The organism is Streptomyces sp. NPDC088261 (assembly GCF_044740805.1).
In the GTDB taxonomy this organism is placed as follows: domain Bacteria; phylum Actinomycetota; class Actinomycetes; order Streptomycetales; family Streptomycetaceae; genus Streptomyces.
Genome location: NZ_JBIURL010000005.1, coordinates 175,350 through 200,124 on the forward strand (window position 1 = coordinate 175,350; position 24,775 = coordinate 200,124).

Sequence of the window (24,775 nt, forward strand, 5' to 3'; positions counted from 1 at the left end):
ATTCCTCCTGCTCGTACCTGTGCCGGCCTCTGGGCCACCGTCCATTGTCCAACCCCCCGCAAGAGGGCCTCCGGCGCGCCTCAGGGACGCCAGCTCACCCGGTGTTCCGAGAGGCGTGCCAGGACCGCGTGGTTTGCCTCCCAGCCGTCCGGGAACTTCACCGTGACTCCCAGCTGCACCGGTTCCGTGGAGGGATGTTCGTCCAGCAGCTCCGCCACGCCGGCCCGGCAGACCACCACGCACGCGTGGCGGTGGCGGGAGGCCAGGACGCACAGCCTGCCGGTCTCCAGGTGGAACGCCGTCGCGTCCGGGCGGCCAGAGAGGGGGTGGAGGATCACCGTGACGTCGAACTCCCGGCCCTGGAGGCGGTTCGCCGTGTCGACCGCGACGCCCGCCACCCCCAGCTCGGCGAGGGCCGCGCGGACCGCCGCCGCCTGGTCGCGGTGGGCCGTACCGACCGCGATCCGGTCGGCCGTGACCGGCACCGGGTCGGGGGAGCGCTCGCTGGTCGCCACGCCGCCCCGGTCCAGCAGCCGCCGTACCACCAAGGCTACGGCGCGCACCGCCTCCGGGTCGGTACGGGGCGTGCGCCGCGCGGGCAGCTCCAGCAGCCCCCAGCCCGCCCCGGCCGCCTCGTCCAGCACCCGGTCGGGCCCCGAGCCGTCCGACGGGACGCCGAAGGCCAGGGTCCGGTCACCGGGGCCCGTACCGCTGCGGAACGGGGTGTACGGGTAGAACGCGTCCGACACCAGCGGCGCCGCCGACGCGGGCAGCCGCCACGAGACGGGCAGCCGGTGCTGGGGCAGCTCCGGATTGTGCGCGAGGAGTGTGGACACGGCGCTGGCGGACGGGTCGTACGACAGCCCCGCCCACTGGTCCGCGCCCACCACGCTGAACGGGTCCAGCTGGCCCGGGTCGCCGACGAACAGCGCCCGCTCGAAGAGCCCGGCGACGGCGAGCAGCGCGTCCGACCGCATCTGGTACGCCTCGTCCACGATGGCGTGCCGCCAGGGCTCGACGCCCTGCACATGGGCCCACTTCGCGGCCGTCGAGATGACGATGTCGAGCCCCGCGAGATCGGCGGCCTTCGCGGACTTGCGCACGCTGGGCAGCTCGTCCAGGGCCTTGTCGTACGGGTCGGGGTCGTTGCTGTGCAGCCGCCCGACCGGCAGGTCCGGTGCCTTCTCGGCGAGCCGGGTGACCAGGTCGTCCACCTGGGCGTTGGTCTGGGCGACCACCATCAGCGGCCGTCCGGCGGCGGCCAGTTCGAGGGCGGCGCGCACGACCAGCGTGGACTTCCCGGCGCCCGGCGGGGAGTCCACCACCACGCCGCGGTGGGCGCCGTGCAGGGTGTCGCGCAGGATCGCGTCGGTGGCCCGGCCGGCGGCGGCGCCGGGGTCGAAGGCGGCCGCCGTACGGGGGTGCGCGGCCTCGTCCGTACCGCTGCTGCTCATAGGAAGTCGTCCTCCGTGACCGGATCGGGGGCGGGGGCGGGCGTCGGCGCGTCAGGGGTGGCCTCGCCGCCCGGCGGGCCGCCGTGGGTCCACGGCGTCTCCTCCGGGTCCGGCAGCCTGGGGCCGCCGCGCTGGTCGTGCTCGAAGAGGGTCCAGACGATCAGGTCGCCCTTCTCCGGTACGGAACCGGGCGCGGGGTCCTTGCCGCGCCCCATCCGGTCCAGCAGCCGCAGCACCAGCGCCCCGGGGCCGTCGTCCGGCGCGGCGGGGTCGGCCCGTACGAACTCCGCCGACTGCGGTTTGCCGTCCAGCGAGCGGAACACCTTCGTCCGGTGGCCCAGATGCGGCTGGTCGCCGGTCAGGACCGTGACCAGCGGGCGCGGCGAGGGGCGCTTGCTGTCGCTGTACGCCATCTCCACCTCCGTCACCTCGCCCAGGAACGCCTCCCCGGCCAGCCGGCGCCCCGCGAGCACCAGCGGGTCGTCCAGCGCCTCCTGCGCCTCCAGCTGCCCCTGCGCGGTCTCCCGCGAGGCGAGCTTCTGGGCGGCCGTCACCGCGTCGTCGCGGCGCGGCTGCGGCGGCTCGCCGGCCCGCACCCGGTCGCGGTGGCCGGTGAACGACCAGCGGTCGCGCGTCCAGCGGTCCGCGACCCTGGCCCCCTCGGGCAGCTCCGCCAGCAGGTCGAGGCCGTGCCACACCGCGTCCCAGGTGGGGCGCATGACCCCGGCGAGGAGCCGGCGGATCTCCCGCTCGGCCGTGGTGAGCCGGGCGAGCTGTTCGTCGGCGCCCGGCCCGTCCTCGGCGGCGGCCAGCGCCTGCCGGGCGCTGTCGTAGCGCTCGATCGCCGGGGCGAGCAGCCGGTTGTCGAACGCCGGGTCCGTGGCGGGTCCGGCCGGCGGGCACACCAGCTGGCCGTCCCGGTCGCGCTCCAGCTCGGCGCGGAGCGCGGCCTCCTCGCCGGAGGAGCCGTCCGGGGGGTCGATCCAGGCGAGCAGCGCGCCCAGGTGCTGGTCCTCCAGGTTGGACTGCCCGGTCGCCCAGTGCCGGTTGAGCAGGTCGGTCGTCGCGAGCAGCAGCGAGGACCCGGGGACTCGCGCGCGCTCGCCGTAGTGCGTCAGCCAGCGGCCGAGCAGCGGCACGCGCGGGGGCGCGGGGTACGGCGTCTCCGGGTCGTCCTCCGCCGTACGCCGGAACCGCATCGAGCGCCCCAGCAGCCGTACGAAGTCGATGCCCGGCCGGCTCGGCACGATCAACTGCGGCGCGTCCGCGCACAGCTCGACCTCGACCTTGACGCGCTTGCCGCTCTCCGGGTCGGTCTCGTTGCGCTCGGCGGCCTCCACGACGTCCGCGTACGCGTCCACGTACGGCAGGACGGATTCGGCCAGCTCGGCGAGGAAGGCGAACCGCAGGTCGCGGTCGCGCGGCTGCGCGACGGTCAGCAGCCGGGGGGCGTCCCGGTCCGTCCCGACGAGCGCGCCGAGCGGGGCGCCGGCCTCGCCGGACGTGGTCAGCGGCACCAGCACGAGCGGCTGCCCGGAGATCCGCCGGTGCCGCACGGTGGCGAGGGGCCGCGCGCGCCCGCTCTCCATGGCCTCCAGCCGGGCGAGCGTACCGATGAGCGACATCAGCCCCTCCCTCGCGGGCCGCCGTGAGCCGTGCCGGAGGCCGCCGGCCCGGAGGCCGCCGGCCCCGGAGCCGCCGGTCCGGGAGCCGTCGACCCGGAGGTCGCGGAACCGGCAGCCGTCGGTCCGGGAGCTGGCGGTCTTGGATCCGTCGGCCTGGAGGCCGCAGAAGCGGGAGCCCCCGGCTCGGAAGCCCCCGGCCCGGAAGCTGCGGAAGCGGGAGCCGCTGGCCCGGGAGTCGCCGGCCCCGAGGCCGCAGAACCGGAAGCCGCCGCCCCGGAAGCCGCTGATCCGGGAGCCGCTGATCCGGGAGCCGCCAGCTCGGCAGCCGCTGGCCCGGAGGCGGCGGAACCGGCAGCCGTCGGCCCGGGAGCCGTCGGCCTGGAGGCCGCAGAACCGGGAGCCGCAGAACCGGGAGCCCCCGGCCGGGGAGCCGCCAGCTGGGGAGCCTTCGGCCCGGGAGCCGCTGATCCGGGAGCTGCCAGCCCGGGAGCCGTTGATCCGGAAGCCGCTGGCCCCGAAGCCGCCGGAGCGGGAGCCACCGCCCCGGAAGCCACCGCCCCGGAAGCTACCGCCCCGGGAGCCGCCGGAGCGGGAGCCGTCGGCCCGCCAGCCGCCGCCCCGGGAGCCGCCGCCCCGGAAGCCGCCGCGCCCGAAGCCGCCGGAGCGGGAGCCGGGCCCGAAATCGGTCCCGAAGACACCACCGCCGCCAATTCCCCGCCCGCCTCCTCCCGCGCGGCCGCGCGCGTCGTCGCCTCCGCCAGTGCTTCCGCCCGCAGGCCCGCCGCCCTGCGCAGCGCCACCACCGTCGGGTCGTCCGGGTCGCCCGACTCGCCGCGGGCCGCCGCCAGGACCGCGCCCACCGTCGTCAGGCCGCCCAGCTCCCCCCGTACGCCCCGCCCCAGCGCCTCCACCGCGCCGTCCGTGCGCGCCCTGCCCCGGCAGTGGAACGCCAGCTCGCAGGCGGCCAGGCACTCGGGCGCGTACGCCGCCGTGACCGACTCCACGGCCGCCGTCAGCTCCGCGCCCGAGCACTGCTCCACGTCGAACGTCGTGCCCTCGGGGAGCGCGTCCGCGATGTCCTCGATCCGCGTCAGCCGGGTCAGCTGCCGCCGGGTCACCGACAGCTGCTTCCGTACGTCGACCACCGACGCCGTCGGCAGGTTCGAGAAGTCCTTCGGGCAGACCAGCAGCACCCGGTGGTCCACCTCCGCGCCCTCCGTACGGACGGCGACCCGTTCCAGCGCCAGCACGTACACCGCCGCCTGGCGCGCCGCCGCGCCCACCTTCGCCGCGTCCGCCGAGCCGTCGATCATCGGGAACGACTTGATCTCGACGACCGTCCACCGCCCGTCGGGCCGTACCACCACCGCGTCCGGCTCCAGATACGCGGGCGAGCCCGCCACCTCCAGGGCCAGCAGCGGATGGTCCAGCAGCACCCAGCCGCCCGCCTCCGTCGCCTCCCGCAGCGCGAGCGCAGTCCTGGCCGTACGCCCCTCGGGGCCCGCCGCCGACAGATCCGGTACGAGGACCTCACCGGGCGCGGGAGGCGTGGCGCCCAGCCGCTCGGCGACCAGGCGCATCAGTTCCGTACCGCCGTCGGCCTTGACCTTGGCCTCGAACGCGTTCCCCCGCATGAACGCGAACTGGGACTGGCCGAACGGGGCGGGGGAGCCCAGCGCCGTCGCGAGCGCCGCCTTGTCGACCCCGGCGCCGTCCAGCAGCGCGCGGCGGCGGCAGCCGGGGTTGGCCGCGAGGGCGGCCAGGGCACGGGCGTCCAGGGGATGCGGCGCGACAGCCGGGCCGCGCAGCTCAGCGAGCCGTTGCCGCAGCGTCGTCCGCGGCGGAGGCGGCGGGGACGGAGGGGCTGGAGGGAGCGCTGGTGCGGGTCCGCTGCCCAGGGAATCGGTCACCCGCGGAAGTGTCGCATCCGCCGCTGACAATCGGGGGTTTGGCGGACGGGAGGGACGGGAGGGACGGGCGCGACGGGGCAGCCGGACCGGCGGGCATCTCCGCCGGGCCTCCGGCCGGGACTCCGTCGGGAGCCCCGGCGGCCGCGAACGGCAGCGCCGCCCACAGGCGGTCCGCCAGGCGCAGCGCGGGCCGGGTCAGCAGCGCCCCCGCCGCCATCACCACCACACCCGCCACCGCGTCCAGGAAGTAGTGGTTCGCCGTGCCCATCACGACGATCGTGATGACCACGGGATAGGCGACCCCGAGCCACCGCATGAACGGCGAACGCGCGTGCCGCCACAGCAGCACCCCGCACCACACGGCCCACCCCACGTGCAGGCTCGGCATCGCCGCGTACTGGTTGGTCATCCCGCCGAGCCCGCGCGGCGCGCTCGCCTGCGCGCCCCACCAGCCGTACGAGCTGTACTGCGCCATCGTGTCCACGAAGCCGTGCCCGGCCTCCAGGAGGCGGGGCGGGCAGGTCGGCAGAAGCGTGAAGCCTATGAGTCCCAGGAGGGTGGACAGCATCAGCCACGTACGGGCGGCCCGGTAGCGGGCGGGGCGGCTGCGGAAGATCCAGATCAGCACCACCGGAGTGACCAGGTAGTGCAGCGAGGCATAGGCGAAGTCGGCGGGTATGCCCAGGGCGGGAGTGCTGGTGAAGAGCCGGTTGAGCGGGTGTTCGGCGTTGAGGCGCAGCGCCTTCTCGATCCGCAGGATCGCCAGTCCGTGGCCGACCGCCGTGGACACGTCCCCGCGCGCCATCAGCCGTCCCGCCGAGTACGCGGCGTAGACGGCGACGATCAGCACCAGCTCGGCCCACCAGCGCGGCCGGAGCCGGAGCCGAGGCCGGGGGTGCGGCCTGGTCTCCGCGCTGGCGCTGTACGGCATCCGGACAATCTCCATCGTGTTGTCATACGGTTTTCGGCCGACGTTCAACCGTACGGTGCGGCCGGTCGGACGTTTCGGCCGGGTGTCCCCCCGGATCAACGTTCGACAACATCACCTTCTCCCCGAAAGAGGACGCCGATATCCCCCTGGGGGTTGCCCAATGTTCAGGTACGCGATGATGGGGCGGCACCCGTTGTGAACTCCAGGGAGAGCCCCGATGGCACCGCGCGTCCTGCTGGCCCGGCACGGCCAGACGGCCTGGTCACTTTCCGGCCGCCACACCGGCAGGACGGACATTCCGCTCCTCGACGAGGGCAGGCGCGGGGCCGCGCTGCTGGGCGAGCGCCTGCACCGCGCGCCGTGGTCCGGGCTGGCCGGCGCCGAGGTCCGTACCAGCCCGCTGGTCCGCGCGAGCGAGACGTGCGACCTGGCCGGGTTCGGGGAGCGCGCCACGGAGTGGGACGCGCTGATGGAGTTCGACTACGGCGCGTACGAAGGGCTGACCCCGGCCGAGATCAAGGCCGCGCGGCCCGGCTGGTTCATCTGGCGCGACGGTGTCCCGGAGGGCGAGAGCCTGGCGCAGGTCGCCGCCCGCGCCGACGAGGTGGTCGCCTGGGCGCGCTCGGCCGACCGTGACGTCCTGGTCTTCGCCCACGGCCACATCCTGCGGGCGATCGGCGCGCGCTGGCTGGGCGAGGACGTGTCGTTCGCGGCCCGCATACGACTGGACCCGACGTCCGTGTCCGTCCTGAACTGGGCGTACGGCGACCCGGCGATCGAGGTCTGGAACGACACGGCGCATCTGGTGGGCTGAGCCGGGACACACGGCGCATCTGGTGGGCTGAGCCGGGTCCCTGGTGGTCGCCGTACGGCCCCAGGGGGCTACACGGCCGCGTGCCGCTCCAGGAACGCCGCCACCTCCGGCGACCGCCGCCGTGGCAGCAGCAGCCGGGCCGTGGCCGCGAGCATCCCCTGGATCCGGGACGACTGGACCTCGCCCAGCAGGTCGAGCACCTGCCGGCCCGCCGCCGCGGCCTCGTCGGGCCGGCCCGCGCGCGCCAGGTCCGTGGCCAACTCGGCCCGGTAGAGCGCGAGATTGCGGGTGAAGTGCGGATTCTGGAGTACGGAGGCGCGGTACGCGTGCCGGGCCGCCCGCGGCCAGTCGCCCAACGCCGCGTGGCACTGCGCCTCCAGGGCCTCCAGCTCAGGTTCGCCGAAGAAGGACATCCACTCGGGGTCCGCGTCCGAGGGGCCGCGGTCGAAGAGCGTGTGGGCCTCGGACAGGGCCAGTTCACAGTTCGTACGGTCCCCGAGCCCCGCCCAGCCGCCCGCCTCCCGCAGGGCCAGCAGCGACAGCAGCCGGGCGGACGACAGGTGCTTGGCCGCGCCCCGGCCCGCCTGCGCGGCCCGTAACGCCTCCCGGTACCGGCCCGAATCCCGCGCCAGGAACGACGTGTTGCAGAAGGCGTGCGCCTCCAGCGCCGGGTCGCCCGCGACCCGCGCGGTCGCCAGCGCCTCCGCGTAGTGCGAGCGGGCGTCGTCGAGGCGTCCCGAGTCGTGCGCGAGCCATCCCACGGAGATCGACAGCTCGCCCGCGCCGGAGTGCAGCCGGTCGGTGGTGGACTGCCGGGTCGCCGTCCCCGCGTCGAGCAGCGCGTACGCGCCGCGCAGCGGCACCGCCGCCTGGCGGTAGAGGCCGTCGGCGCCGTGCCGGTCGTCCAGCAGGCGGATGCGCCGTACCGCCGCCTCGACGGCGGCCACTTCGGTGTCACCGATCCGGCGCGGGGCGGGGATCGAGGGCGCGGCCGCGGCGGCCGTACCGCCGAGGCCCAGGGTCGCGGCGGCCATGCCGACGGAACCGCTGGTCATGAAGGCCCGACGCAGCACGTCGCTCTCCTCGCTGGTCTCGCTGGGTCCCGGGTCGTGGGCGGACTGCTCCACGGATACCCGCGCCGCGCGGCCGCGAACGTGCTCGCGGGCCGTGAAGCCCAGGTCGGTCAGGGTCAGCCCGGGGAACATGTGCAGGAAGACCCGTTCGTACGCGTAGTTGGGGCAGCGGATCTCACCCGCTTCCACCCGGCCGATATAACGTGCGTCGCACGCCACGTGTTCACCGATCTCCCGGGCGGCCCTGCGCACGGCCGCCGCGAACTCCCCCGGCGAGCGCTGTCCGCGCCGCCGGCGGAAGGGGAGGTTGGGAACTGCCCGAGACAACGCCATGGCCGAGCCCTCTCCTGTGCTCCGGTGGTCCGGCGGGCAAGAACGTACCTCCTGGGACGGGGTGCACATGCGGTGTTTGCCAACAAACCGGATATCTCGCCCGCGATCTGCCATGAACTGCCATCCTTTGCGGCGGTGTGCCTCCGTAGCTGTTGACGCCGGCAGGCGTTGAACCCTATGGAGACTGTGGAGACGCCCGACGCGTCTCCGCTCGACGAGGAGGGTTCCCTTGTTAGGTGGAGGTGGAGGTCGGTATGGAGACCGATACGCGCCCGAGCACGACGGCGGCGAGGTGCTGGACCTGGTGACGGTCCCGGCCCGGCAGGGTCTCGAGGCGGTGGACATCCTCCGGCGCGGGGCCACCCCCTCGGTGGGGCCCGTCCTGCACGACGGCTCCTGTCACACCCTCGGCTTCCTCGTGCCGCCCGGTACGGCGGAGGAGTGGGACGTCCCCGGCAGTGCGTGTACGCGGACGGGCGGGCGCGGTCCGCGGACCCCCGCCGAGGAGCCGCCGGTCACCGGCACCGGCTGGCTGCTGCCGCCGGAGGCCTCCGACCCCGTCACGGACCCGGCGGTGCTGCGCGCGGCGCTCGGGGAGGCGGCGAGACTGATCGAGGCGGCGGACCGCTGCCGGTAGTACGGCACCGGGACACCCGTCCGACCGCACCGGGACGCGCGTCCCCCACCTGGTGACACCCGTCCCGCACCCGGCGCAGGGGCCCGCACCCCCGCCGGATCTCCGCATGTCCGCGGCGACCCCGATACTGGGGGGATGGCCAGGAACAGGCGAGGCGGACGAGGTACGGCCGAGACGGTGACCGCACCGGTCGACGGCGGCCTCGCCGAACTCGTACCGGACCGGGAGCGCCCCCGCGCCTGGTCGCTGCTGATCGACGGCGCCCCGCAGTCCCACGTGGATCTGGACGACCCCGCCCGCCTGTCCTTCGCGTACCAGCGCCGGCTCGGCCATGTCGCCGACCTCGTGGCCCCCGCCCACCAGCCCCTGCGCGTCCTGCACCTCGGCGGCGGCGCGTTCACCCTCGCCCGGTACGTCGCCGCCACCCGGCCCCGCTCCACGCAGCAGGTCGTGGAGATCGACGCGGCCCTCGTCCAACTCGTGCGTGAGCACCTTCCGCTGGACCCCCAGGCCCGGATCAGGGTCAGGTCCGCGGACGCCAGGGCCGGTCTCGGGAAGGTGCCGGACGGCTGGGCGGACCTGGTGATCGCCGACGTGTTCGGCGGAGCCCGTACCCCCGCGCACCTCACCAGCGCCGAATTCCTGACGGAGGTACGGCGGGTCCTCGCCCCGGACGGCTGCTACGCCGCCAACCTCGCCGACGGGCCTCCCCTCGCCCACCTGCGCGGCCAGATCGCCACCGCGGCCTCGCTGTTCGGCCATCTCGCGCTGGCCGCGGACCCGGCGGTCCTGCGGGGCCGCCGCTTCGGCAACGCCGTACTCCTGGCGTCCGGCCGGGAGTTGCCGGTGACGGAACTGACCCGCCGCATCGCGGGCGATCCACACCCCGGCCGGGTCGAACACGGCCGCGCCCTGCGGGACTTCACCGGCGGAGCGGCCGTCGTCACGGACGCGAGCGCCAGGCCGTCCCCGCCGCCGCCCGCGGGCGCCTTCTCGTAACTCTCGGCTCCGGTACGGCTGCGGTACGGCTCCGACACGGGTCCGACCTGGCTCCGACGCGGCTCCGACGTGCTCCGTCGCGCGCCGTGGCCGGTTTTGATCACAGGGAAGCCCTCGGCTCTGGACGGCGCGAACGCCGTTGCCTAACGTTTGTTCAGCAACTTCCCGAACAATGGTTTGGTAACTCTCCGTAGGAGCCCATGGTGACGGAAAGCACATCCCCCCCACGCATCTCCGCACCCCCATCCGCACCCCCATCCGCGCCCCTCTCCCCACCCGGTTTCCCGATGGCGCGCGGCTGCCCCTTCGACCCGCCGCCCGAGCTGCGCGGGATCCAGCGTGAGGCGCCGGTCTCCCGGGTCAGGCTGTGGGACGGCAGCACACCGTGGCTGATCACCCGCTACGAGGACGTACGGGCCGTGCTCGCCGACCCCCGGGTGAGCTCCGACTCCGACCGGCCGGGCTACCCGCACGCCACCGAGGCCGCGGCCGCCCGGCAGGGACGGACCAAGTCCTTCATCACCCTGGACGATCCCGAACACGCCGCCCAGCGCCGCCTGCTCACCTCCGACTTCATGATCAAGAAGATGGAGGCGCTGCGGCCGCGGATCCAGCAGATCGTCGACGGCCTGATCGACGACCTGCTCGCCGGGCCGAAACCCGCCGACCTCGTGCAGGCGTTCGCGCTGCCGGTGCCCTCGCTGGTCATCTGCGAGCTGCTCGGCGTCCCGTACGCCGACCGTGACCTCTTCCACCGGCTCAGCAAAACGATGGTGTCGCGCGAGGTCACGCCGGCGCAATCCGTCGCGGCGGTGACGGAGATGACCGGCTATCTCGCCGACCTGGTGGACCGGAAGAAGGCCGACCCCGCCCGGGACGTCCTCAGCCGGCTGGCCGTCGAGCAGCTGGGCACCGGCCGGATGAGCCGTGAACAGGTCGCGGCCATGGGCCTGTTGCTGTTGGTGGCCGGGCACGAGACGACCGCCAACATGATCGCTCTGGGTACGGTCGTGCTGCTGGAGAACCCGGAGCAGCTGGCCCGGCTCCGCGCGGCCGACGACCCGAAGGCGGTCGCGAACGCCGTCGAGGAACTCCTGCGCCACCTCACCATCGTCCACTCCGGACGGCGCCGGGTCGCGCGCGAAGACCTGGAGATCGGCGGGCAGTTGATCCGCGCGGGCGAGGGCATCATCGCCGCCACCGACGTCGCCAACCGCGACGAGGCGGTCTTCCCGGATCCGGACGCCGTCGACCTCGGCCGCGACGCGCGGCATCACGTCGCGTTCGGCTTCGGCGTCCACCAGTGCCTCGGCCAGCCCTTGGCCCGGGTCGAACTCCAGGTCGTGTACGGCACGTTGTACCGCCGCGTCCCCACCCTGGCCCTCGCGAAGCCGGCCGGGGAGCTGAGGTTCAAGCACGACATGTTGGTCTACGGGGTGCACGAGCTGCCGGTGACGTGGTGACCGGTGACTTCGTGGCTGGCGACCTGGTGGCCGGTGATCCGGTGACCCGGAAACGGAAGGGAACAGCGCGATGAAGGTCGTCCTCGATCAGGACAAGTGTGTCGGCTCCGGGCAGTGTGTCCTGGCCGCCCCGGAGGTGTTCGACCAGCGTGACGAGGACGGCATCGCCGTGCTGCTGGAGCCGAACCCGTCCGCCGAACAGCAGGCCGACACCCGCGAGGCGGCACGCGTCTGCCCCGCGCTCGCCATCGGACTGGCCGAGACGTGAGCGGTCCGTCCGAGATCGTTGTCGTGGGTGCCTCTGCGGCGGGCCTGACCGCCGCAGAGGCGCTCCGGCGCGAGGGCTGGACGGGGCGGCTCACGCTGGTGGGGGACGAGTCCCACCCGCCGTACGACCGCCCGCCGCTGTCAAAGCAGATCCTGCGCGGGAGGTGGACCCCGGACCGCACGGCCCTCCGGCGCGCGGACCACCTCGCCGCTCTCGACGCGCGCTGGCTGCTCGGCCGGCCCGCGACCGGGCTCGACGCCACCGCGCGCACCGTCACCCTCGCGGGCGGCGAGGTGCTCCCGTACGACGGGCTGGTCATCGCCACCGGCGTCACCCCGCGCTCCCTCCCGCAGGGGCACGAACTCGCGGGCGTCCACGTCCTGCGCACCCTCGACGACGCGCTCGCGCTGCGCGAAGGGCTCCTCACGGCGGCCTCCGTGGTGGTCGTCGGCGCCGGTTTCCTCGGGTCCGAGGCCGCGGCGGTCGCCGTCGGACTCGGCGCGGACGTCACCCTCGTGGATCCGCTGCCTACCCCGATGGTCCGTCAGCTCGGGCCCCTGGTCGGCGACTTGGCGGCCCGCCTGCACACCGCGCACGGGGTGCGGGTGCGCACCCGCACCGGTGTGCGGCGACTGGCCGGGGAGGACGGCCGGGTGGTGGGCGTGTTCCTGGACGACGGCTCACGCGTCCCGGCCGACCTGGTCCTGGTGGCGATCGGGTCCACCCCGGCCACCGGCTGGCTCACCGGCAGCGGGCTCCCGCTCGGCGACGGAGTGGAGTGCGACGAGCTGTGCCGGGCGGCTCCCGGCGTGGTGGCCGCCGGCGACGTGGCGTCCTGGCACCACCGGGACCTGGGTCGCCTCCGGGTCGAGCACCGGATGAACGCCACCGAGCAGGGGACCGCCGCCGCGCTGACGCTGCTGGGCGCCGGGCGGCCGTTCACGCCGGTGCCGTACTTCTGGACCGATCAGTACGACGTGAAGATCCAGGCGTACGGCGTCACGGGCATGGGCACGGGCACAGGCACGGGCACGGGCCAGGAAGCCGATGGCCAGGAAGCTGACGGCCGGGGAGCCGGCTTCCGCGTCGTCGCCGGGGACCCCGCCGAGGGCCGGTTCGCCGGGTTGTACGGCGGCGCGGACGGCCGGGTGGTCGGCGCGATGAGCTGGAACATGCCCCGGGAGGCCCGCGCCCTGCGCCGGTACGTCGCCGAACGCGCGCCCTGGGAGGAGGCCACGGCCCACGCCGTGGGGTGAGTCCGCAGGGGGGCCGCGCTCCCCGGCGGTCCCCTCCCCGCGCCCGCCGCATGCGGTAAGAATGGCCTCGTGCCAGACGACGTGGACATCAAGCCGGAACGGACGCGTAACCGCTGGGGCGAGGGCGAACGTCTGCGCGTCGAGATCCTGGACGCGGCCGGCCGTCTGCTCTCCGGGCTCGGCGGCGAGGACGGTCTCACCATCCGCGGCGTCGCCCGCGCCGTCGGCATCGCCCCCGCCTCCATCTACCACCACTTCACCGACCGGACGGCACTGGTCCAGGGACTGATGGACCACGAGCACGCCCGGCTCCGGTCGCTGATGCGCGCGGCCGACGAAGGGGTGCCCCCGGAGGACGTGGCCGGGCGTGTCCACGCCCAGTTGTACGCGTACTGCGATTTCGCGACGGACAACCCCGGCCACCACCGGCTCGTCCTCGGCAACGGTTCCGGCGAGCCCCGGTCCGCCGCGCCGCCCGTGCTCATCGACGTGGTGGAGGCGCTCACCGCCGCGTTCGACCGGTGCGAGGCGGCCGGGCACACCCTGCGCCTGCCGAGCGACCGGGCGGCGGTCATGGTCTTCGTCGCCGTGTACGGGCGGGTGGCGCTGCTGCACAGCATCCAGCGGGGCCAGACGCCCGAGGAGCGCCGCTCGTTCATCGACGAACTCGTCTCCCTGGTCCTCGCCTGAGCCCGGGCCCCCTCAGCGGTCGTCGAACTCCACCAGCGGCGGGTGGTCGTGCCAGGTGCAGAAGACCGACACCTCCCGGCCGTCCCGGGTGAACGTCACCCGGATCCAGGTCGGCTGCGTCCACACCTGCATCTGCCACCCGGAGTCCGGCGTCGCCGACACCAGCTCCGCCGCGGCCTCACCGATGTCCAGGACCACCCGGCCCCCGTCGACCGTGTAGCTCTTCACGTTGCCCGACGGAGTCGAGGACGGCTTGGGCGCGGGCTTCGAGGCCGGGCCGCCGTAGCTCTGGGACGGAACGGGAACGGGAGTGAACGTGAGCGTCGGGGACGGCTTCACGGACTCCTCCGGCTCCGGCGCCGAGGGGGACGCCGGGGACGGCGCCGGGCTCGGTGGGCGGTGCGTGGAGGACACGACCGGCCGGGCCCCCTGCGTCGTCGCGCTGTCCTTGCCGATCGGCACCGCGCGCGGCGGGTCGTACGCCGTCCCCGCCATCACCGTGTGGACACCCCACCACGACAGCGTCACGGCGGCGCCGGTCGCGAGCGACCACGCAATGGCATGTACGAGTCCGATACGCATCGGGGCCCATGGTGCCCCACCGGGGGTGCGCCGGGGAACCGCCTGCCGGTATCCCCCGAATGGCGTACGGTGCCGCCCATGCCCAGTGTGCTCGTGGTCGAGGACGACCAGTTCGTACGCTCCGCCCTCATCAGGCACTTGACCGAGGCCTCCCACACCGTACGCAGTGTCGGGACGGCCCTGGAGGCGTTGCGCGAAGTGGCCCATTTCCACTTCGACGTGGTCATTCTCGACCTCGGCCTGCCCGATCTCGACGGGTCGGAGGCGCTCAAGATGCTGCGCGGCATCACGGACGTACCCGTGATCATCGCCACAGCCCGCGACGACGAGACCGAGATCGTCCGGCTCCTCAACGACGGGGCCGACGACTACCTCACCAAACCCTTCTCCGTCGAGCACCTGTCGGCCCGCATGGCGGCCGTCCTGCGCCGCTCCCGCGCCACCTCCGGCGAGGCCGCGTCCCCCCGCGTCATCCGCGTCGGCGGCCTCGCCATCGACCCGCTGCGCCGCCAGGCCGAACTGGACGGCACCCGCCTCGACCTCACCCGGCGCGAGTTCGACCTGCTGACCTTCCTCGCCGGGCGCCCCGGGGTGGTCGTCCCCCGCAAGGAACTGCTCGCCGAGGTCTGGCAGCAGTCGTACGGCGACGACCAGACCATCGACGTCCACCTGTCCTGGCTCCGCCGCAAACTGGGCGAGACGGCCGCCCGGCCCCGTTATCTGCACACCCTGCGGGGCGTCGGCGTGAAGCTCGAACCCCCGGCCACGGAGCGGCCCGTATGAGGTGGGCACTGATCAAGGTCTCCCTGGCCGTCACGGTGATGGTCGTCATCGCCTTCGCCGTACCCCTGGGCATGGTCATCAAGGAGATGGCCAGGGACCGGGCCTTCACCAACGCCGAACGCCAGGCCGCCGCCATAGGCCCCACCCTCTCCATCACCTCCGACCGCGACCAGCTCGACCGCGCGATCGCCTCCACCCAGGCTGGCGCCGACGGCAAGATGGCCGTCCACGTCCCGCCCTCCGGCGAACCGGGCAGCCTCCCGCTGGAGCTGGGCACCCGCCGGGCCGCCGAGAAGGACCTGGCGACCGTACGGCGGCTCGGCCGCGCCTCCATCACCGACGTCCCCGGCGGCTTCGCGCTGCTCCAGCCCACCGCCCTCGGATCCAGCCTCGGCTCCAACTGGATCGCCATCGTGGAGGTGTACGTCCCCGAGGCGGAGGTCTCCAACGGGGTCACCACCGCCTGGCTCGTCCTCGCCGGCGTGGGCATCGCGCTGATCGTCGGCTCGGTGACCGTCGCCGACCGCCTCGGCCTGCGCATGGTCGAGCCCGCCCAGCGGCTCGCGGGCGCCGCCCACGCCCTGGGGGAGGGCAAGCTCGGTGTCCGCGTTCCCGAGGAGGGACCGCCCGAACTGCGCTCCGCCGCCGTCGCGTTCAACTCCATGGCCGATCAGGTCGTCCAGCTCCTCGCCAACGAGCGGGAACTGGCGGCCGACCTCTCCCACCGGCTGCGCACCCCGCTGACCGTGCTGCGCCTCAACGCCGCCTCGCTGGGGGAGGGGCCCGCCGCCGACCAGACCAGAGCGGCGGTCGCCCAGCTGGAGCGCGAGGTCGACACCATCATCCGTACCGCCCGCGAATCCACCTCCCACCCGGTCGCGAACACGCCCGCCGTCGGCTGCGACGTCTCCGAGGTCGTCCGCGAGCGCATGGACTTCTGGTCGGCGCTGGCCGAGGACGAGGGCCGGAAGGTACGGCTCGCGGGGGTCGGCGCGCCGATCCGCATCCCGGTCGCCCGCCCCGAACTCACCGCCGCGCTCGACGCGTTGCTCGGGAACGTCTTCCGGCACACCCCGGAGGGCACCGCGTTCTCCGTGGACGTGCACAACGGCGAGGACGCGGTGATCGTCCTCGTCTCGGACGCGGGCCCCGGCATCGCCGACCCCAAGGCCGCGCTCGTACGGGGCAACAGCGGCGGCCGGGAGGGCTCGACGGGCCTCGGCCTGGACATCGTGCGCCGGGTCGCGGAGTCGACCGGCGGGGACGTACGGATCGGGCGGTCCGTGCTCGGCGGCACGGAGGTGCGGATCTGGATCGGGCGCGAGGGGTGGCGGCCAGCCCGCGAGCCGCGCGGCCACCGGCTGCGCGGGAGGAAGCGCGGCGCGCCGGGCCGCCGGGGCGCCGACGTCTGAACGTCGGGGAGTCCCCCGTACCGGTCGGTCTTAACCCGCCCCCATGCCTTCCTTAAGGGCGCCCTAAGAACCTCAAGCACCGCCCCGAACAGGGCTTTTGTCGTCCTCGGAGCGGCTAGCGTGCGTAAGCGCCGTCCCCGCTCGACCACCCCCGTCCCCCCCTCGACCACCCCCCCAAGGCTGCCCCCACCAGCCGCCCCGCGCGTCCCGGCCGGATCCCCGAACCCCCCACCCGGCCGGGGCGCGCCTCGTACCGCCATCCCGCGCGGCGGGGTCAGCCCTTGACCGCGCCCTGCATGATCCCGCCCACGATGTGCCGGCCGAAGACCACGAACGCCAGCAGCAGCGGCAGCGTGCCGAGCAGCGCGCCCGCCATGATCACCGACTGGTCGGGGATGTAACCCCGGCCGAGCCCGGTGAGCGCCACCTGCACGGTCGGGTTGCCGCTCTGCGTCAGCGCGATGATCGGCCAGAAGAAGTCGTTCCAGGCCATCACGAACGTCAGCATCCCCAGCACCGCCATCGCCGGCCGCGCCGCCGGGAAGACGACGTGCCACATCACCCGCCAGCTGCCCGCCCCGTCCACCCGGGCCGCCTCGATCAGCTCGGTGGGCAGCGCCCGCGTCAGGTACTGCCGCATGAAGAACACCCCGAAGGCGCTGACCAGACCGGGCAGCACGACGGACTGGAGCCGGTCCGTCCAGGACAGCTCGGCGATCAGCAGATACAGGGGGACGACGCTGAGCTGCGGCGGCACCATCATCGTGCCGATCACCAGCGCCAGCAGCGCGTTCCGGAAGCGGAAGCGCAGCTTGGCGAAGGCGAACCCGGCGAGGGTCGAGAAGAACACCGTCCCCGCCGCGACGCTGCCCGCCACGACGGTCGTGTTGACCAGGGCCGTACCGAGGTTGGCGTCGGTCCAGGCGATCTCCAGGTTCTTCAGGAGATGGCCGCCGAACCAGAACGGCGGCGGGGTCTGCGCCAGCCGGCCGCTGGTACGGGAGGCCGCGACCGCCGTCCAGACGAGGGGGAAGAGCGACCCGGCGGCGAAGAGGATCAGCACGGCGTGCGCGACCCGGCCGCCGGCCGGCTGCCCCGTTCCCCCGGTCGTACGGTTCATCGCTTCTCTCCTCCCGTGATCCGCCGGGCGACCAGCCAGTTCACCGCGCCGAGCACCAACAGGATCAGGAACATCGCCCAGGCGATCGCCGAGGCCCGGCCGAGATGGAGGTTCACCCAGCCCTGCTCGTACAGGTACAGCCCGAGGGTCTGGTACTGGTGGTTCGCCCCGCCCGTCGCGCCGGCGCCGCCGTTGAAGAGCAGCGGCTCCCCGAACAGCTGGGTGGCGCCGATCGTGGAGACCACGCAGGTGAAGAGGATGGTCGGCCGCAGCGACGGCACGGTCACATGGACGAACTGCTGCCACCGGGACGCCCCGTCCAGGGCCGCCGACTCGTACAGGTCGCCGGGGACGGACCGCATGGCCGCCAGATAGATCAGCGCGTTGTAGCCGGTCCACCGCCAGACGACGATCGTCGAGACCGCGATGCGGGAGGTCCAGTCGCCGTTCTGCCAGTCGACCGCGTCGAGACCGGCCACTCCCAGTGCCCAGTTGATCAGCCCGTGGTCGCGGCCGAAGAGCAGCACGAAGACGAGGGTCGCGGCGGCGACCGAGGTGGCGTACGGCGTGAGCACGGCGACCCGGAAGAACGCCGAGCCGCGCAGGCGGTGGTGGAGCAGGTGCGCGAGGCCGAGCGCGATCAGCAGCTGCGGGACGGTGGAGAGCAGCCCGATGGTGACGGTGTTGGCCAGCGCGTTCCAGAAGAAGTCGTCGTCCAGCAGCCGCGAGAAGTTGCGCAGGCCCACCCACTCCCGGTGGTCGGGCGCGGTGAGTTCGACGCGGTGGAGCGCGGCCCAGCCGGTGTAGAGGAGGGGGAAGAGCCCGAAGACGGCGAAGAAGGCGAAGAACGGGGCGACGAAGACGTACGGGCTCCAGCGCAGGTCACGGCGGTGGCGACGGCTGCGGCGGGCGCGCCGCCGCTCGTCACGGGGGTCGGCGTGACCCGTTCTCGGGGGAGCGGCGACGGACACGCCACCGGCCGGCAGCTCACCGGCGGCGGGTGCTTCCCCGGCGACCGGCGTGCCGCCGGCGACCGGCGCCTCGCTCGTCACAGGTCCAGCGCGTTGTCGATGGCCTTCACCGCCGCGTTCCAGCCGTCCTCCGGGGACGCGCCCTTCTGGTCGACCTGGAGCATCCCGACGTCGGACAGGTTCTGGGCGATGATCAGATCCTTCGGTCCGACGATCTGTACGGGGACGCCCTGGGCGGCCTCGGAGAAGATCCGCCCGATGGGCGCGTTCCCGAAGTACGGGTGCCGGGCGCCGGCCACCACGGGCAGCGCGTACGCGGCCCGCGCGCTCGGGAAGCTGCCCCGCTCGGCGAAGAGCTTCGCCTGCTGGGCGGGGGCGGTCAGCCAGGCGGCCAGCGCGGCGGCCTCCTCCGTATGGCGGCCCGTCCTGGGCACCACGAGGAACGAGCCGCCCCAGTTGCCGGGACGGGGCGCGGCGGCCACGTCCCACCGGTCACGGCCCGCCGCCCCGGACTTGTCCTGGATGTAGCCGAGCATCCAGGCGGGGCAGGAGACGGTCGCGAAGGACGCGTTGGCGAACCCCTGGTCCCAGGCGGGCGTGAACTGCTGGAGCCTGGCGGTCAGGCCGGAGGCCGCGAACCGGGCGGCGGTGCGCCAGGCGTTCCGTACCGTCGTACTGGTCCGGTAGACGACCTTGCCGCGCCGGTCGTAGAAGCGGTGCGGGTCGGCGGCGGTCACGGCGGCCATCACACCGCTCGCCGAGTCCACGAAGGCCGTGCCCCGGGGCGCCTTCGCCCGGTACCGCTTCCCGGTGGCCAGGTACTTCCCCCAGTCGCCCGCCCACAGCCGCCCCACGGCCGCGCGGTCGGTGGGCAGGCCGGCCTTCGCGAAGAGGTCCTTGCGGTAGCAGATGGCCTGCGGCCCGATGTCGGTGCCGAGGCCGAGGGTCCTGCCCCGGCGGTCCGTGGCCTGCGCCCACTTCCACGGCAGGAAGGCGCCCCGGTCCACGCCCGCCGCCGTACCGAGGTCGACCAGCTTGCCGGACTGCGTGGCGGTGACCTCGGCGATGTTGCTGACCTCGACGGCCTGGATGTCGGCGAGTCCGCTGCCGCTGCCCAGGTGGGTGAGGAGCTGGGGGTAGTAGTTCTCGTTGCGCTGGATGGACGTCTGCTTGATGGCGATGTCCGGACGGAGTGTCATGTACCGCTCGTAGAGCCCGGCTTCCTCGAACCCGAAGGACCCGAAGACCCCGACGGTGAGGGTGGTCCGCCCGTCGGCCGCCCCGCCTCCGCACCCGGCCGCCGCGCCGGCCCCGAGCACGCAGACGATCCCGAGGACGGCGGCGCGACGGGACGTACGGCTGATCCGGATGCCCTGGCCGAGCCGGCGCACACGATCCTCCCGCGACGACGGAGGTACGGGCACGGGGAGCCCGTACCTTGCGCGCAGCGTCGCGGCTGGTCACCGGCGGGTCAAGGAACCGGGCGGGGACGGCCCGCAAAGATCACCCCCACGCCCCAGGACTGCACCGCACCCTCCCTCGCCCCGACGCGAACTACACCGGCGGGGTGCCGGGCGGGGACGGCGCCGGGGGCGGGGTGGGCAGGGCGGGCCCGGGGTTGGGCGGGGTCTGCGGCGTACCGCCACCGTGCTTGCCGTCGCTCATCCGTACCCGCCGGTTCGTCAGCTTGTAGATCCCGAGCGGCGGGAACAGGTCGACGCGGCGCGGATAACCGCCCTGCGCGCACGGCACGCACAGCAGGGCCCGGCCGTCGGCATCCGTACGGACGGCACCGACCGGGGCGCGCCAGCAGGCCTCGCAGGTACGGACGTCCGTCTCCGACAGGGACGCCGGCAAGGCGACGGTGACAGTCATGGGTGGTTCCTCCCGTTCTCGTGGATGGGGAAGGGCGCTCACAGATCTGCCTCGCGGTCGAGCCCGGCGTCGGACTCCACAGCGGCGTCGGTCTCCACCGCGCCCTCGCCACCGACCCCGGCCTCCCCGCTCATCTCGGCCTTCCGGTCCAACTCGGCCCAGACGGTGTCGCCGTCGTCGGTGTGGGTGTGTCCGTACCGGTCGGCCGTCGCGAGGGCGGCGAGGATCGCGTTCCGCGTGGCCGGGCTCAACTGCTCGGGGAGGTCGGCCTCGATCCGCACGGCACCGGCCTCGGTGCCGGTGGTCCGCGGCTCGCCGCCGGTCGCGGCGGCGAGCATGCCGACCAGCGCGGCCGCCTGGATGTCCACAGTGGGCACAGCCCTCCCCTGGTGAGCGCTCGATCACGCCTCGTAATGCTGAGTATTCAGCTTCACCTGATGGGTTAGCTTTGTCAATGTCGACGCACACCACCCGGAGCCGCCCAAATGCCACGAGAGACGCCGTACTTGCAGGTCGCCGACGCTCTGCGCACCCGCATCAGGGCGGGCGAGTGGACGCTGGGCGAGAAGCTGCCCAGCCGGGCCCGCTTCGCCGAGGAGTACGGAGTCGGCCAGTCCGTGGCGCAGCGCGCCATGGAGCGCCTCATCATCGAAGGGCTGCTGGAAGGCCGCGCGGGGTCGGGGACGTACGTCCGGCGACCGCGCGAGCGGCTGCGCATGATCCGCTCCCGCCGCCGGGAGCGCCGCAACGGCAGCCCCTTCCGCGCGGACATGGAGGAACAGCGCCGTTCCGGTACGTGGGAGTCCCGCAGCAACGCCCGCGTACCGGCCCCCGAGCGCATCGCGGAACGCCTGGCCATCGAGCCGGGGGACCTCTGCGTCCACACGGCGTACGAGTTCCTGGGCGACGGGCTGCCGGTCCAGCTCTCCGAGTCGTGGGAACCGATGGCCATCACCGACGGCACCCCGATCGTGCTCCCCGAAATGGGCCCGCACGCGGGCGCCGGGGTGGTCGAGCGCATGCGCTCGATCGGCGTCGACATCGACACGGCCGTGGAACTCCCCCGCCCGGCCCGCGCCACGCAGGCGCAGGCCAACCTCCTCGGCATCTCGGTCGGCGACCTGATCACGGAGATCGAGCGCACGTACTACGACACGGACGGCCGCCCGGTGGAAACGGCGGACATCACGATCGCGGACGTCCGCTACGAAATCGCCTACGAAATCCCCATCGACCCCGCCTGAACACCGCTCCCGCCGCCCCCCGCACACGCGTGAGCCCCGGCCGACGTCGTCAGGCGGGATGACGTCGACCGAGGCCAGTTGGTTTCCGTCACACGGCCGCGATCACCGTTCGAGGCGAGCGCAGCCAGACTTCTTGGCCGGTCGGCGTGACGCTCAGGCCAAAGCTGTCTCCGTCCGGCTGCCCGAGGGTCACGTACTCGGCGTACACGGCCTCGACCTCGGGCCACAGGTTCCGCTCGCCGCACTCCCCCACCGACTCGCCGGTGGCGGCGACGGCCGCCGAGCCGGCCGCGTCCTGGAGCCAGACCGTCACCGCGGTGCCAGCCTCGGCGTGGGACATGGTGACGCCCGGCAGGCGGGCCCCGGCGTACAGGGCGAAGCCGAGGCCGAGCAGGTGACCGGGGTCGGTCACGGCCTCCCAAGGCCGCGCCGTACCGCTGTCCACCGGCCCCGCGTCGGGCAGCCGGTGCGAGCGCATGGGCATGTACGAGGCGCCGCCCCGGAACGGCCCCCGCGCGATGCCGTTGTCCTCCACGGACAGCCGCACCGGGGCGCCGCTCCAGAAGGCGCGGGCCGGCGGCGCGACGATGAGGCCGCCGGGTGCGACCTGCCGGACCAGTGCGTACGGGATGTGCCGTAGCGCGCAGGTGGAGATCAGACGGTCGTAGGGAGCGCCCTCCTCCCACCCTTCCGCACCGTCGCCGACGACCAGGCGGGGCGAGAAGCCATGGTCCGCGAGGGTGGCGGCCGCCCGCTGGGACAGCGCCGCGTCGATCTCGACACTGACCACCCGGTCGCTGCCGAGCCGCTCGGAGAGCGGCGCCGCGACGTACCCGGTGGCCGTGCCGATCTCCAGCACCCTGTCGCCGTCCCGGGCGGCGGCCGGCTGCTTCTCGACGGCGGCGAACGCCCAGTCGGGGTACCCGGCCCGCGTCGCGAAGGACGCGGCCAGTTGGTAGGCGAGCGCGAGTTGTCGCCAGACGCCTTCGGTGGGTGTCTCGCGAGCCACGGCCCTGCCGTCGCGCAGCAGCAGGGGAAGCGTGTTCGAGAGCCCGAGTAGTCGCCGGTCCAACAGGCGTTGACCGCCTCGTCCACCGAGGAGACCCGCGTCGTCTCCTCGGGTGGATCTTCGAGATCGTCCGCAGGCCGGAGTCCGGGCGATCGCACGCAAGGTTCGGATTCCCAAGGTACTGGCCGGCGGAAAGCCCGGGGGACACACGACAAAGGGCCGACCCGAAACCACAGGTCGGCCCTCGATCAAGAAGGGTGAGTAACGGGACTCGAACCCGCGACATCCTGGACCACAACCAGGTGCTCTACCAGCTGAGCTATACCCACCATGCCCGGTCTTTTTCCCTGACCGGCCGAGAAAAAGTGTACAGGGTCCGCGAGGGTGCTCGCGCCCGCGTTTTCGTGAGGTCGCGGCGGGGTCAGTCCGCCTTCAGCACGTGTTTCGCGGCGATCTGCTTGGCCGTTTCCGAGTCCGGGCCCGGCTGGGGGACGAAGACCGCCTCGCGGTAGTAGCGCAGCTCCGCGATGGACTCGCGGATGTCCGCCAGGGCGCGGTGGTTGCCGCCCTTCTCCGGGCTGTTGAAGTACGCCCGGGGGTACCAGCGGCGCGCCAGCTCCTTCACCGACGAGACGTCCACGATCCGGTAGTGGAGGTAGCCCTCCAGCGCCGGCATGTCCCGCAGCAGGAAGCCGCGGTCGGTGCCGACCGTGTTCCCGCACAGCGGCGCCTTGCCCGGTTCCTTGACGTGCTGGCGTACGTACGCCAGCACCTGCTCCTCGGCGGCGGCCAGCGTCGTGCCGGCCGCAAGCTCGTCGAGCAGGCCCGAGGTGGTGTGCATCTGCCGTACCACCTCGGGCATGGTCTCCAGCGCCCGGTCCGGCGGGCGGATCACGATGTCCACCCCGTCGCCGAGCACGTTCAGATCCGAGTCGGTGACCAGTGCGGCCACCTCGATCAGTGCGTCTTCCGTCAACGAGAGCCCGGTCATCTCGCAGTCGATCCACACCATGCGGTCGTTCATGGCCCTCACCCTACGGGGCGCACCCTACGGAGCGCTCCGCTGGCCGGGCAGGCTGGGACGTCCGGGACCCGCCGCGTACAGGTCGGAGCCCGGCTTTCCCGGGTCCGCCACCGGGGACGACGCCGACGCGTGCCCCGGTGCCCCGGCCGCCGCCGCCGTCCGCCGGGACTGCGCGGACGCCTGCGCCGGTACGACCGGCTCCGTGACCCCGTGCGCCACCGGCTCGCCCTGCGGGCGGCGCGCCCGGTAGGCGGAACGGTAGGCCGCGGGGGAGGACCCCAGCTGCCGCCGGAAGTGGCCGCGCAGCGCCACGGGGGAGCGGAAGCCGCAGCGGCCCGCCACCTCGTCCACCGAGTAGTCCGAGGTCTCCAGCAGCCGCTGGGCCTGGAGCACCCGCTGCGTGATCAGCCACTGGAGCGGCGCGCTGCCGGTGAGCGAGCGGAACCGCCGGTCGAAGGTCCGCCGGCTCATGTACGCGCGGGCCGCGAGCGTCTCCACGTCGAACTGCTCGTGCAGATGCTCCAGCGCCCAGGCCACCACCTCGGCCAGCGGGTCGGAGCCGATCTCCTCCGGCAGCGACCGGTCGAGATAGCGCTCCTGGCCGCCGCTGCGCCGCGGCGGCACCACCAGCCGGCGGGCCAGCGCGCCCGCGGCCTCCGCGCCGTGGTCCGTCCGGACTATGTGCAGACACAGATCGATTCCGGCCGCCGTGCCGGCGGACGTCAGCACGTCCCCGTCGTCGACGAACAGCTCGCGCGGGTCCACATGGACGGACGGATAGCGCTTGGCCAGCGTCGGCGCGTACATCCAGTGGGTGGTGGCCGGCCGTCCGTCCAGCAGACCGGCCGCCGCCAGCACGAACGCGCCGGTGCACAGACCCACGATCCGCGCGCCCTCCTCATGCGCCCGGCGCAGCGCGTCGAGCGCTTCCGGGGGCGGTGGTGAGGTGATGGACCGCCAGGCCGGTACGACCACCGTGCCGGCTCTGCTGATGGCCTCCAGGCCGTACGGCGCGCTCAGTTCGAGTCCGCCGGTGGTCCGCAGCGGTCCTTCCTCTCCGGCGCAGACCAACAGGCGGTAGCGCGGAACCCCGGCGTCCTGGCGGTCGATTCCGAACACGGAGAGGGGGATGGAACTCTCGAAGATGGGCCCACCGCTGAAAAGCAGCACGGCGACCACTTCCCGGCGCCTGCGCCCGGAAAGCTTCCGTGCCGACTCCGGTGCGGCAGTGGAGTCCTGGCTCATGTCGCTAAGCCCCCCTCGGTGTTCGCGTCTCCCCGTTCTTGTCGGGCCTCTCGCTCC

At 73.8% G+C, this 24,775-nt stretch carries 23 protein-coding genes, 1 tRNA gene and 1 pseudogene; 10 read left to right on the forward strand and 15 right to left on the reverse strand.

Going from position 1 to position 24,775, the window contains the following annotated elements; translation table 11 throughout:
- Positions 1 to 80 precede the first annotated feature (80 nt).
- The 4 genes and pseudogenes from ACIODU_RS12625 to ACIODU_RS12640 all read right to left on the reverse strand — a co-directional run bounded on the left by ACIODU_RS12625 (position 81) and on the right by ACIODU_RS12640 (position 5,920).
- Entirely contained in the window at positions 81 to 1,454 is a 1,374-nt protein-coding gene (locus tag ACIODU_RS12625) for an AAA family ATPase (protein WP_401767035.1), read from the reverse strand.
- A complete protein-coding gene (locus tag ACIODU_RS12630) occupies positions 1,451 to 3,079 on the reverse strand; it encodes a hypothetical protein (RefSeq protein ID WP_401767037.1) in 1,629 nt (542 codons plus the stop codon). The genes ACIODU_RS12625 and ACIODU_RS12630 overlap by 4 nt, the downstream gene beginning before the upstream one ends.
- 758 nt (positions 3,080 to 3,837) lie before the next feature.
- A pseudogene (locus ACIODU_RS12635) lies at positions 3,838 to 4,989 on the reverse strand (hypothetical protein); the annotation flags it as partial.
- Entirely contained in the window at positions 4,889 to 5,920 is a 1,032-nt protein-coding gene (locus ACIODU_RS12640) for a phosphatase PAP2 family protein (RefSeq protein WP_401767352.1), read from the reverse strand. The pseudogene ACIODU_RS12635 and the gene ACIODU_RS12640, both read right to left, overlap by 101 nt.
- Before the next feature lie 217 nt (positions 5,921 to 6,137).
- Here ACIODU_RS12640 and ACIODU_RS12645 point away from each other — a divergent pair, with 217 nt between their 5' ends.
- A complete protein-coding gene (locus ACIODU_RS12645; protein WP_356426180.1) occupies positions 6,138 to 6,734 on the forward strand; it encodes a histidine phosphatase family protein in 597 nt (198 codons plus the stop codon).
- Positions 6,735 to 6,802: 68 nt separating this feature from the next.
- Here the strand turns inward: ACIODU_RS12645 and ACIODU_RS12650 are convergent, their stop codons facing one another.
- Positions 6,803 to 8,140: a tetratricopeptide repeat protein gene (locus tag ACIODU_RS12650; RefSeq protein WP_401767038.1), complete on the reverse strand. Its 1,338-nt coding sequence runs from the start codon at positions 8,138 to 8,140 to the stop codon at positions 6,803 to 6,805.
- 292 nt (positions 8,141 to 8,432) lie between these two features.
- Here ACIODU_RS12650 and ACIODU_RS12655 point away from each other — a divergent pair, with 292 nt between their 5' ends.
- The 6 genes from ACIODU_RS12655 (at position 8,433) to ACIODU_RS12680 (ending at position 13,453) form a co-directional block, all read left to right on the forward strand.
- Complete coding sequence (locus tag ACIODU_RS12655) at positions 8,433 to 8,777, forward strand: hypothetical protein (RefSeq protein ID WP_356426325.1); 345 nt, start codon at positions 8,433 to 8,435, stop codon at positions 8,775 to 8,777.
- A gap of 135 nt (positions 8,778 to 8,912) precedes the next feature.
- Complete coding sequence (locus ACIODU_RS12660) at positions 8,913 to 9,776, forward strand: fused MFS/spermidine synthase (protein WP_356426185.1); 864 nt, start codon at positions 8,913 to 8,915, stop codon at positions 9,774 to 9,776.
- Positions 9,777 to 10,063: 287 nt separating this feature from the next.
- Positions 10,064 to 11,239, forward strand: coding sequence for a cytochrome P450 (locus tag ACIODU_RS12665; RefSeq protein ID WP_401767040.1), 1,176 nt, complete (start codon positions 10,064 to 10,066; stop codon positions 11,237 to 11,239).
- Between the two features lie 70 nt (positions 11,240 to 11,309).
- Positions 11,310 to 11,507: a ferredoxin gene (locus ACIODU_RS12670; RefSeq protein ID WP_356426327.1), complete on the forward strand. Its 198-nt coding sequence runs from the start codon at positions 11,310 to 11,312 to the stop codon at positions 11,505 to 11,507.
- Positions 11,504 to 12,763, forward strand: coding sequence for an NAD(P)/FAD-dependent oxidoreductase (locus ACIODU_RS12675; protein WP_401767042.1), 1,260 nt, complete (start codon positions 11,504 to 11,506; stop codon positions 12,761 to 12,763). Before ACIODU_RS12670 ends, ACIODU_RS12675 begins: the two co-directional genes overlap by 4 nt.
- Positions 12,764 to 12,832: 69 nt before the next feature.
- Positions 12,833 to 13,453, forward strand: coding sequence for a TetR/AcrR family transcriptional regulator (locus ACIODU_RS12680; protein WP_356426193.1), 621 nt, complete (start codon positions 12,833 to 12,835; stop codon positions 13,451 to 13,453).
- A 12-nt stretch (positions 13,454 to 13,465) separates the two neighbouring features.
- Here ACIODU_RS12680 and ACIODU_RS12685 read toward each other — a convergent pair whose 3' ends face one another.
- Positions 13,466 to 14,035 (reverse strand): hypothetical protein, encoded by a 570-nt coding sequence (locus tag ACIODU_RS12685; RefSeq protein WP_401767044.1) that lies wholly within the window; start codon positions 14,033 to 14,035, stop codon positions 13,466 to 13,468.
- A gap of 78 nt (positions 14,036 to 14,113) precedes the next feature.
- Between ACIODU_RS12685 and ACIODU_RS12690 the strand changes: the two genes are divergently transcribed.
- On the forward strand, positions 14,114 to 14,818 hold the full coding sequence (locus ACIODU_RS12690; protein WP_327236518.1) for a response regulator transcription factor: 705 nt from the start codon (positions 14,114 to 14,116) through the stop codon (positions 14,816 to 14,818).
- Positions 14,815 to 16,230, forward strand: a complete 1,416-nt coding sequence (locus ACIODU_RS12695) for a HAMP domain-containing sensor histidine kinase (protein ID WP_356426199.1) — start codon at positions 14,815 to 14,817, stop codon at positions 16,228 to 16,230. The genes ACIODU_RS12690 and ACIODU_RS12695 overlap by 4 nt, the downstream gene beginning before the upstream one ends.
- A gap of 274 nt (positions 16,231 to 16,504) precedes the next feature.
- Here ACIODU_RS12695 and ACIODU_RS12700 read toward each other — a convergent pair whose 3' ends face one another.
- From ACIODU_RS12700 to ACIODU_RS12720, 5 genes are all read right to left on the reverse strand, one after another.
- Entirely contained in the window at positions 16,505 to 17,350 is an 846-nt protein-coding gene (locus ACIODU_RS12700) for a carbohydrate ABC transporter permease (protein ID WP_401767047.1), read from the reverse strand.
- Positions 17,347 to 18,402 carry a carbohydrate ABC transporter permease gene (locus tag ACIODU_RS12705; protein ID WP_401767048.1) on the reverse strand — a complete coding sequence of 352 codons (1,056 nt, stop codon included), beginning with the start codon at positions 18,400 to 18,402 and terminating at the stop codon, positions 17,347 to 17,349. The genes ACIODU_RS12700 and ACIODU_RS12705 overlap by 4 nt, the downstream gene beginning before the upstream one ends.
- Positions 18,399 to 19,691, reverse strand: a complete 1,293-nt coding sequence (locus tag ACIODU_RS12710; protein WP_401767354.1) for an extracellular solute-binding protein — start codon at positions 19,689 to 19,691, stop codon at positions 18,399 to 18,401. The genes ACIODU_RS12705 and ACIODU_RS12710 overlap by 4 nt, the downstream gene beginning before the upstream one ends.
- Before the next feature lie 184 nt (positions 19,692 to 19,875).
- A complete protein-coding gene (locus ACIODU_RS12715) occupies positions 19,876 to 20,196 on the reverse strand; it encodes a hypothetical protein (RefSeq protein ID WP_356426204.1) in 321 nt (106 codons plus the stop codon).
- 38 nt (positions 20,197 to 20,234) lie between these two features.
- The gene (locus ACIODU_RS12720) at positions 20,235 to 20,573 is read right to left on the reverse strand and encodes a hypothetical protein (protein WP_401767050.1); all 339 of its coding nucleotides are present in this window, start codon (positions 20,571 to 20,573) and stop codon (positions 20,235 to 20,237) included.
- 108 nt (positions 20,574 to 20,681) lie between these two features.
- On the opposite strand from ACIODU_RS12720, the gene ACIODU_RS12725 reads away from it, so the two are divergent.
- Positions 20,682 to 21,440: a GntR family transcriptional regulator gene (locus ACIODU_RS12725; protein WP_401767052.1), complete on the forward strand. Its 759-nt coding sequence runs from the start codon at positions 20,682 to 20,684 to the stop codon at positions 21,438 to 21,440.
- Positions 21,441 to 21,528: 88 nt separating this feature from the next.
- Here ACIODU_RS12725 and ACIODU_RS12730 read toward each other — a convergent pair whose 3' ends face one another.
- The 4 genes from ACIODU_RS12730 to ACIODU_RS12745 all read right to left on the reverse strand — a co-directional run bounded on the left by ACIODU_RS12730 (position 21,529) and on the right by ACIODU_RS12745 (position 24,718).
- The gene (locus ACIODU_RS12730) at positions 21,529 to 22,512 is read right to left on the reverse strand and encodes a methyltransferase domain-containing protein (protein WP_401767054.1); all 984 of its coding nucleotides are present in this window, start codon (positions 22,510 to 22,512) and stop codon (positions 21,529 to 21,531) included.
- 193 nt (positions 22,513 to 22,705) lie between these two features.
- Positions 22,706 to 22,778, reverse strand: a tRNA-His gene (locus tag ACIODU_RS12735).
- Between the two features lie 92 nt (positions 22,779 to 22,870).
- Complete coding sequence (gene orn / locus ACIODU_RS12740) at positions 22,871 to 23,473, reverse strand: oligoribonuclease (protein ID WP_401767056.1); 603 nt, start codon at positions 23,471 to 23,473, stop codon at positions 22,871 to 22,873.
- 24 nt (positions 23,474 to 23,497) lie between these two features.
- Complete coding sequence (locus ACIODU_RS12745) at positions 23,498 to 24,718, reverse strand: helix-turn-helix domain-containing protein (protein WP_356426216.1); 1,221 nt, start codon at positions 24,716 to 24,718, stop codon at positions 23,498 to 23,500.
- Positions 24,719 to 24,775: the final 57 nt, after the last annotated feature.

What these genes read in the sequence shown, in the direction of transcription:
- ACIODU_RS12695 (WP_356426199.1), top strand. Translation starts at nt 14,815, where the DNA reads ATGAGGTGGGCACTGATCAAGGTCTCCCTGGCCGTCACGGTGATGGTC.
- ACIODU_RS12690 (WP_327236518.1), top strand. Translation starts at nt 14,114, where the DNA reads ATGCCCAGTGTGCTCGTGGTCGAGGACGACCAGTTCGTACGCTCCGCC.
- orn (WP_401767056.1), bottom strand. Translation starts at nt 23,473, where the DNA reads ATGAACGACCGCATGGTGTGGATCGACTGCGAGATGACCGGGCTCTCG.
- ACIODU_RS12640 (WP_401767352.1), bottom strand. Translation starts at nt 5,920, where the DNA reads ATGCCGTACAGCGCCAGCGCGGAGACCAGGCCGCACCCCCGGCCTCGG.
- ACIODU_RS12715 (WP_356426204.1), bottom strand. Translation starts at nt 20,196, where the DNA reads ATGACTGTCACCGTCGCCTTGCCGGCGTCCCTGTCGGAGACGGACGTC.
- ACIODU_RS12700 (WP_401767047.1), bottom strand. Translation starts at nt 17,350, where the DNA reads ATGAACCGTACGACCGGGGGAACGGGGCAGCCGGCCGGCGGCCGGGTC.
- ACIODU_RS12745 (WP_356426216.1), bottom strand. Translation starts at nt 24,718, where the DNA reads ATGAGCCAGGACTCCACTGCCGCACCGGAGTCGGCACGGAAGCTTTCC.
- ACIODU_RS12660 (WP_356426185.1), top strand. Translation starts at nt 8,913, where the DNA reads ATGGCCAGGAACAGGCGAGGCGGACGAGGTACGGCCGAGACGGTGACC.
- ACIODU_RS12650 (WP_401767038.1), bottom strand. Translation starts at nt 8,140, where the DNA reads ATGGCGTTGTCTCGGGCAGTTCCCAACCTCCCCTTCCGCCGGCGGCGC.
- ACIODU_RS12665 (WP_401767040.1), top strand. Translation starts at nt 10,064, where the DNA reads ATGGCGCGCGGCTGCCCCTTCGACCCGCCGCCCGAGCTGCGCGGGATC.
- ACIODU_RS12645 (WP_356426180.1), top strand. Translation starts at nt 6,138, where the DNA reads ATGGCACCGCGCGTCCTGCTGGCCCGGCACGGCCAGACGGCCTGGTCA.
- ACIODU_RS12630 (WP_401767037.1), bottom strand. Translation starts at nt 3,079, where the DNA reads ATGTCGCTCATCGGTACGCTCGCCCGGCTGGAGGCCATGGAGAGCGGG.
- ACIODU_RS12670 (WP_356426327.1), top strand. Translation starts at nt 11,310, where the DNA reads ATGAAGGTCGTCCTCGATCAGGACAAGTGTGTCGGCTCCGGGCAGTGT.
- ACIODU_RS12725 (WP_401767052.1), top strand. Translation starts at nt 20,682, where the DNA reads ATGCCACGAGAGACGCCGTACTTGCAGGTCGCCGACGCTCTGCGCACC.
- ACIODU_RS12625 (WP_401767035.1), bottom strand. Translation starts at nt 1,454, where the DNA reads ATGAGCAGCAGCGGTACGGACGAGGCCGCGCACCCCCGTACGGCGGCC.
- ACIODU_RS12685 (WP_401767044.1), bottom strand. Translation starts at nt 14,035, where the DNA reads ATGCGTATCGGACTCGTACATGCCATTGCGTGGTCGCTCGCGACCGGC.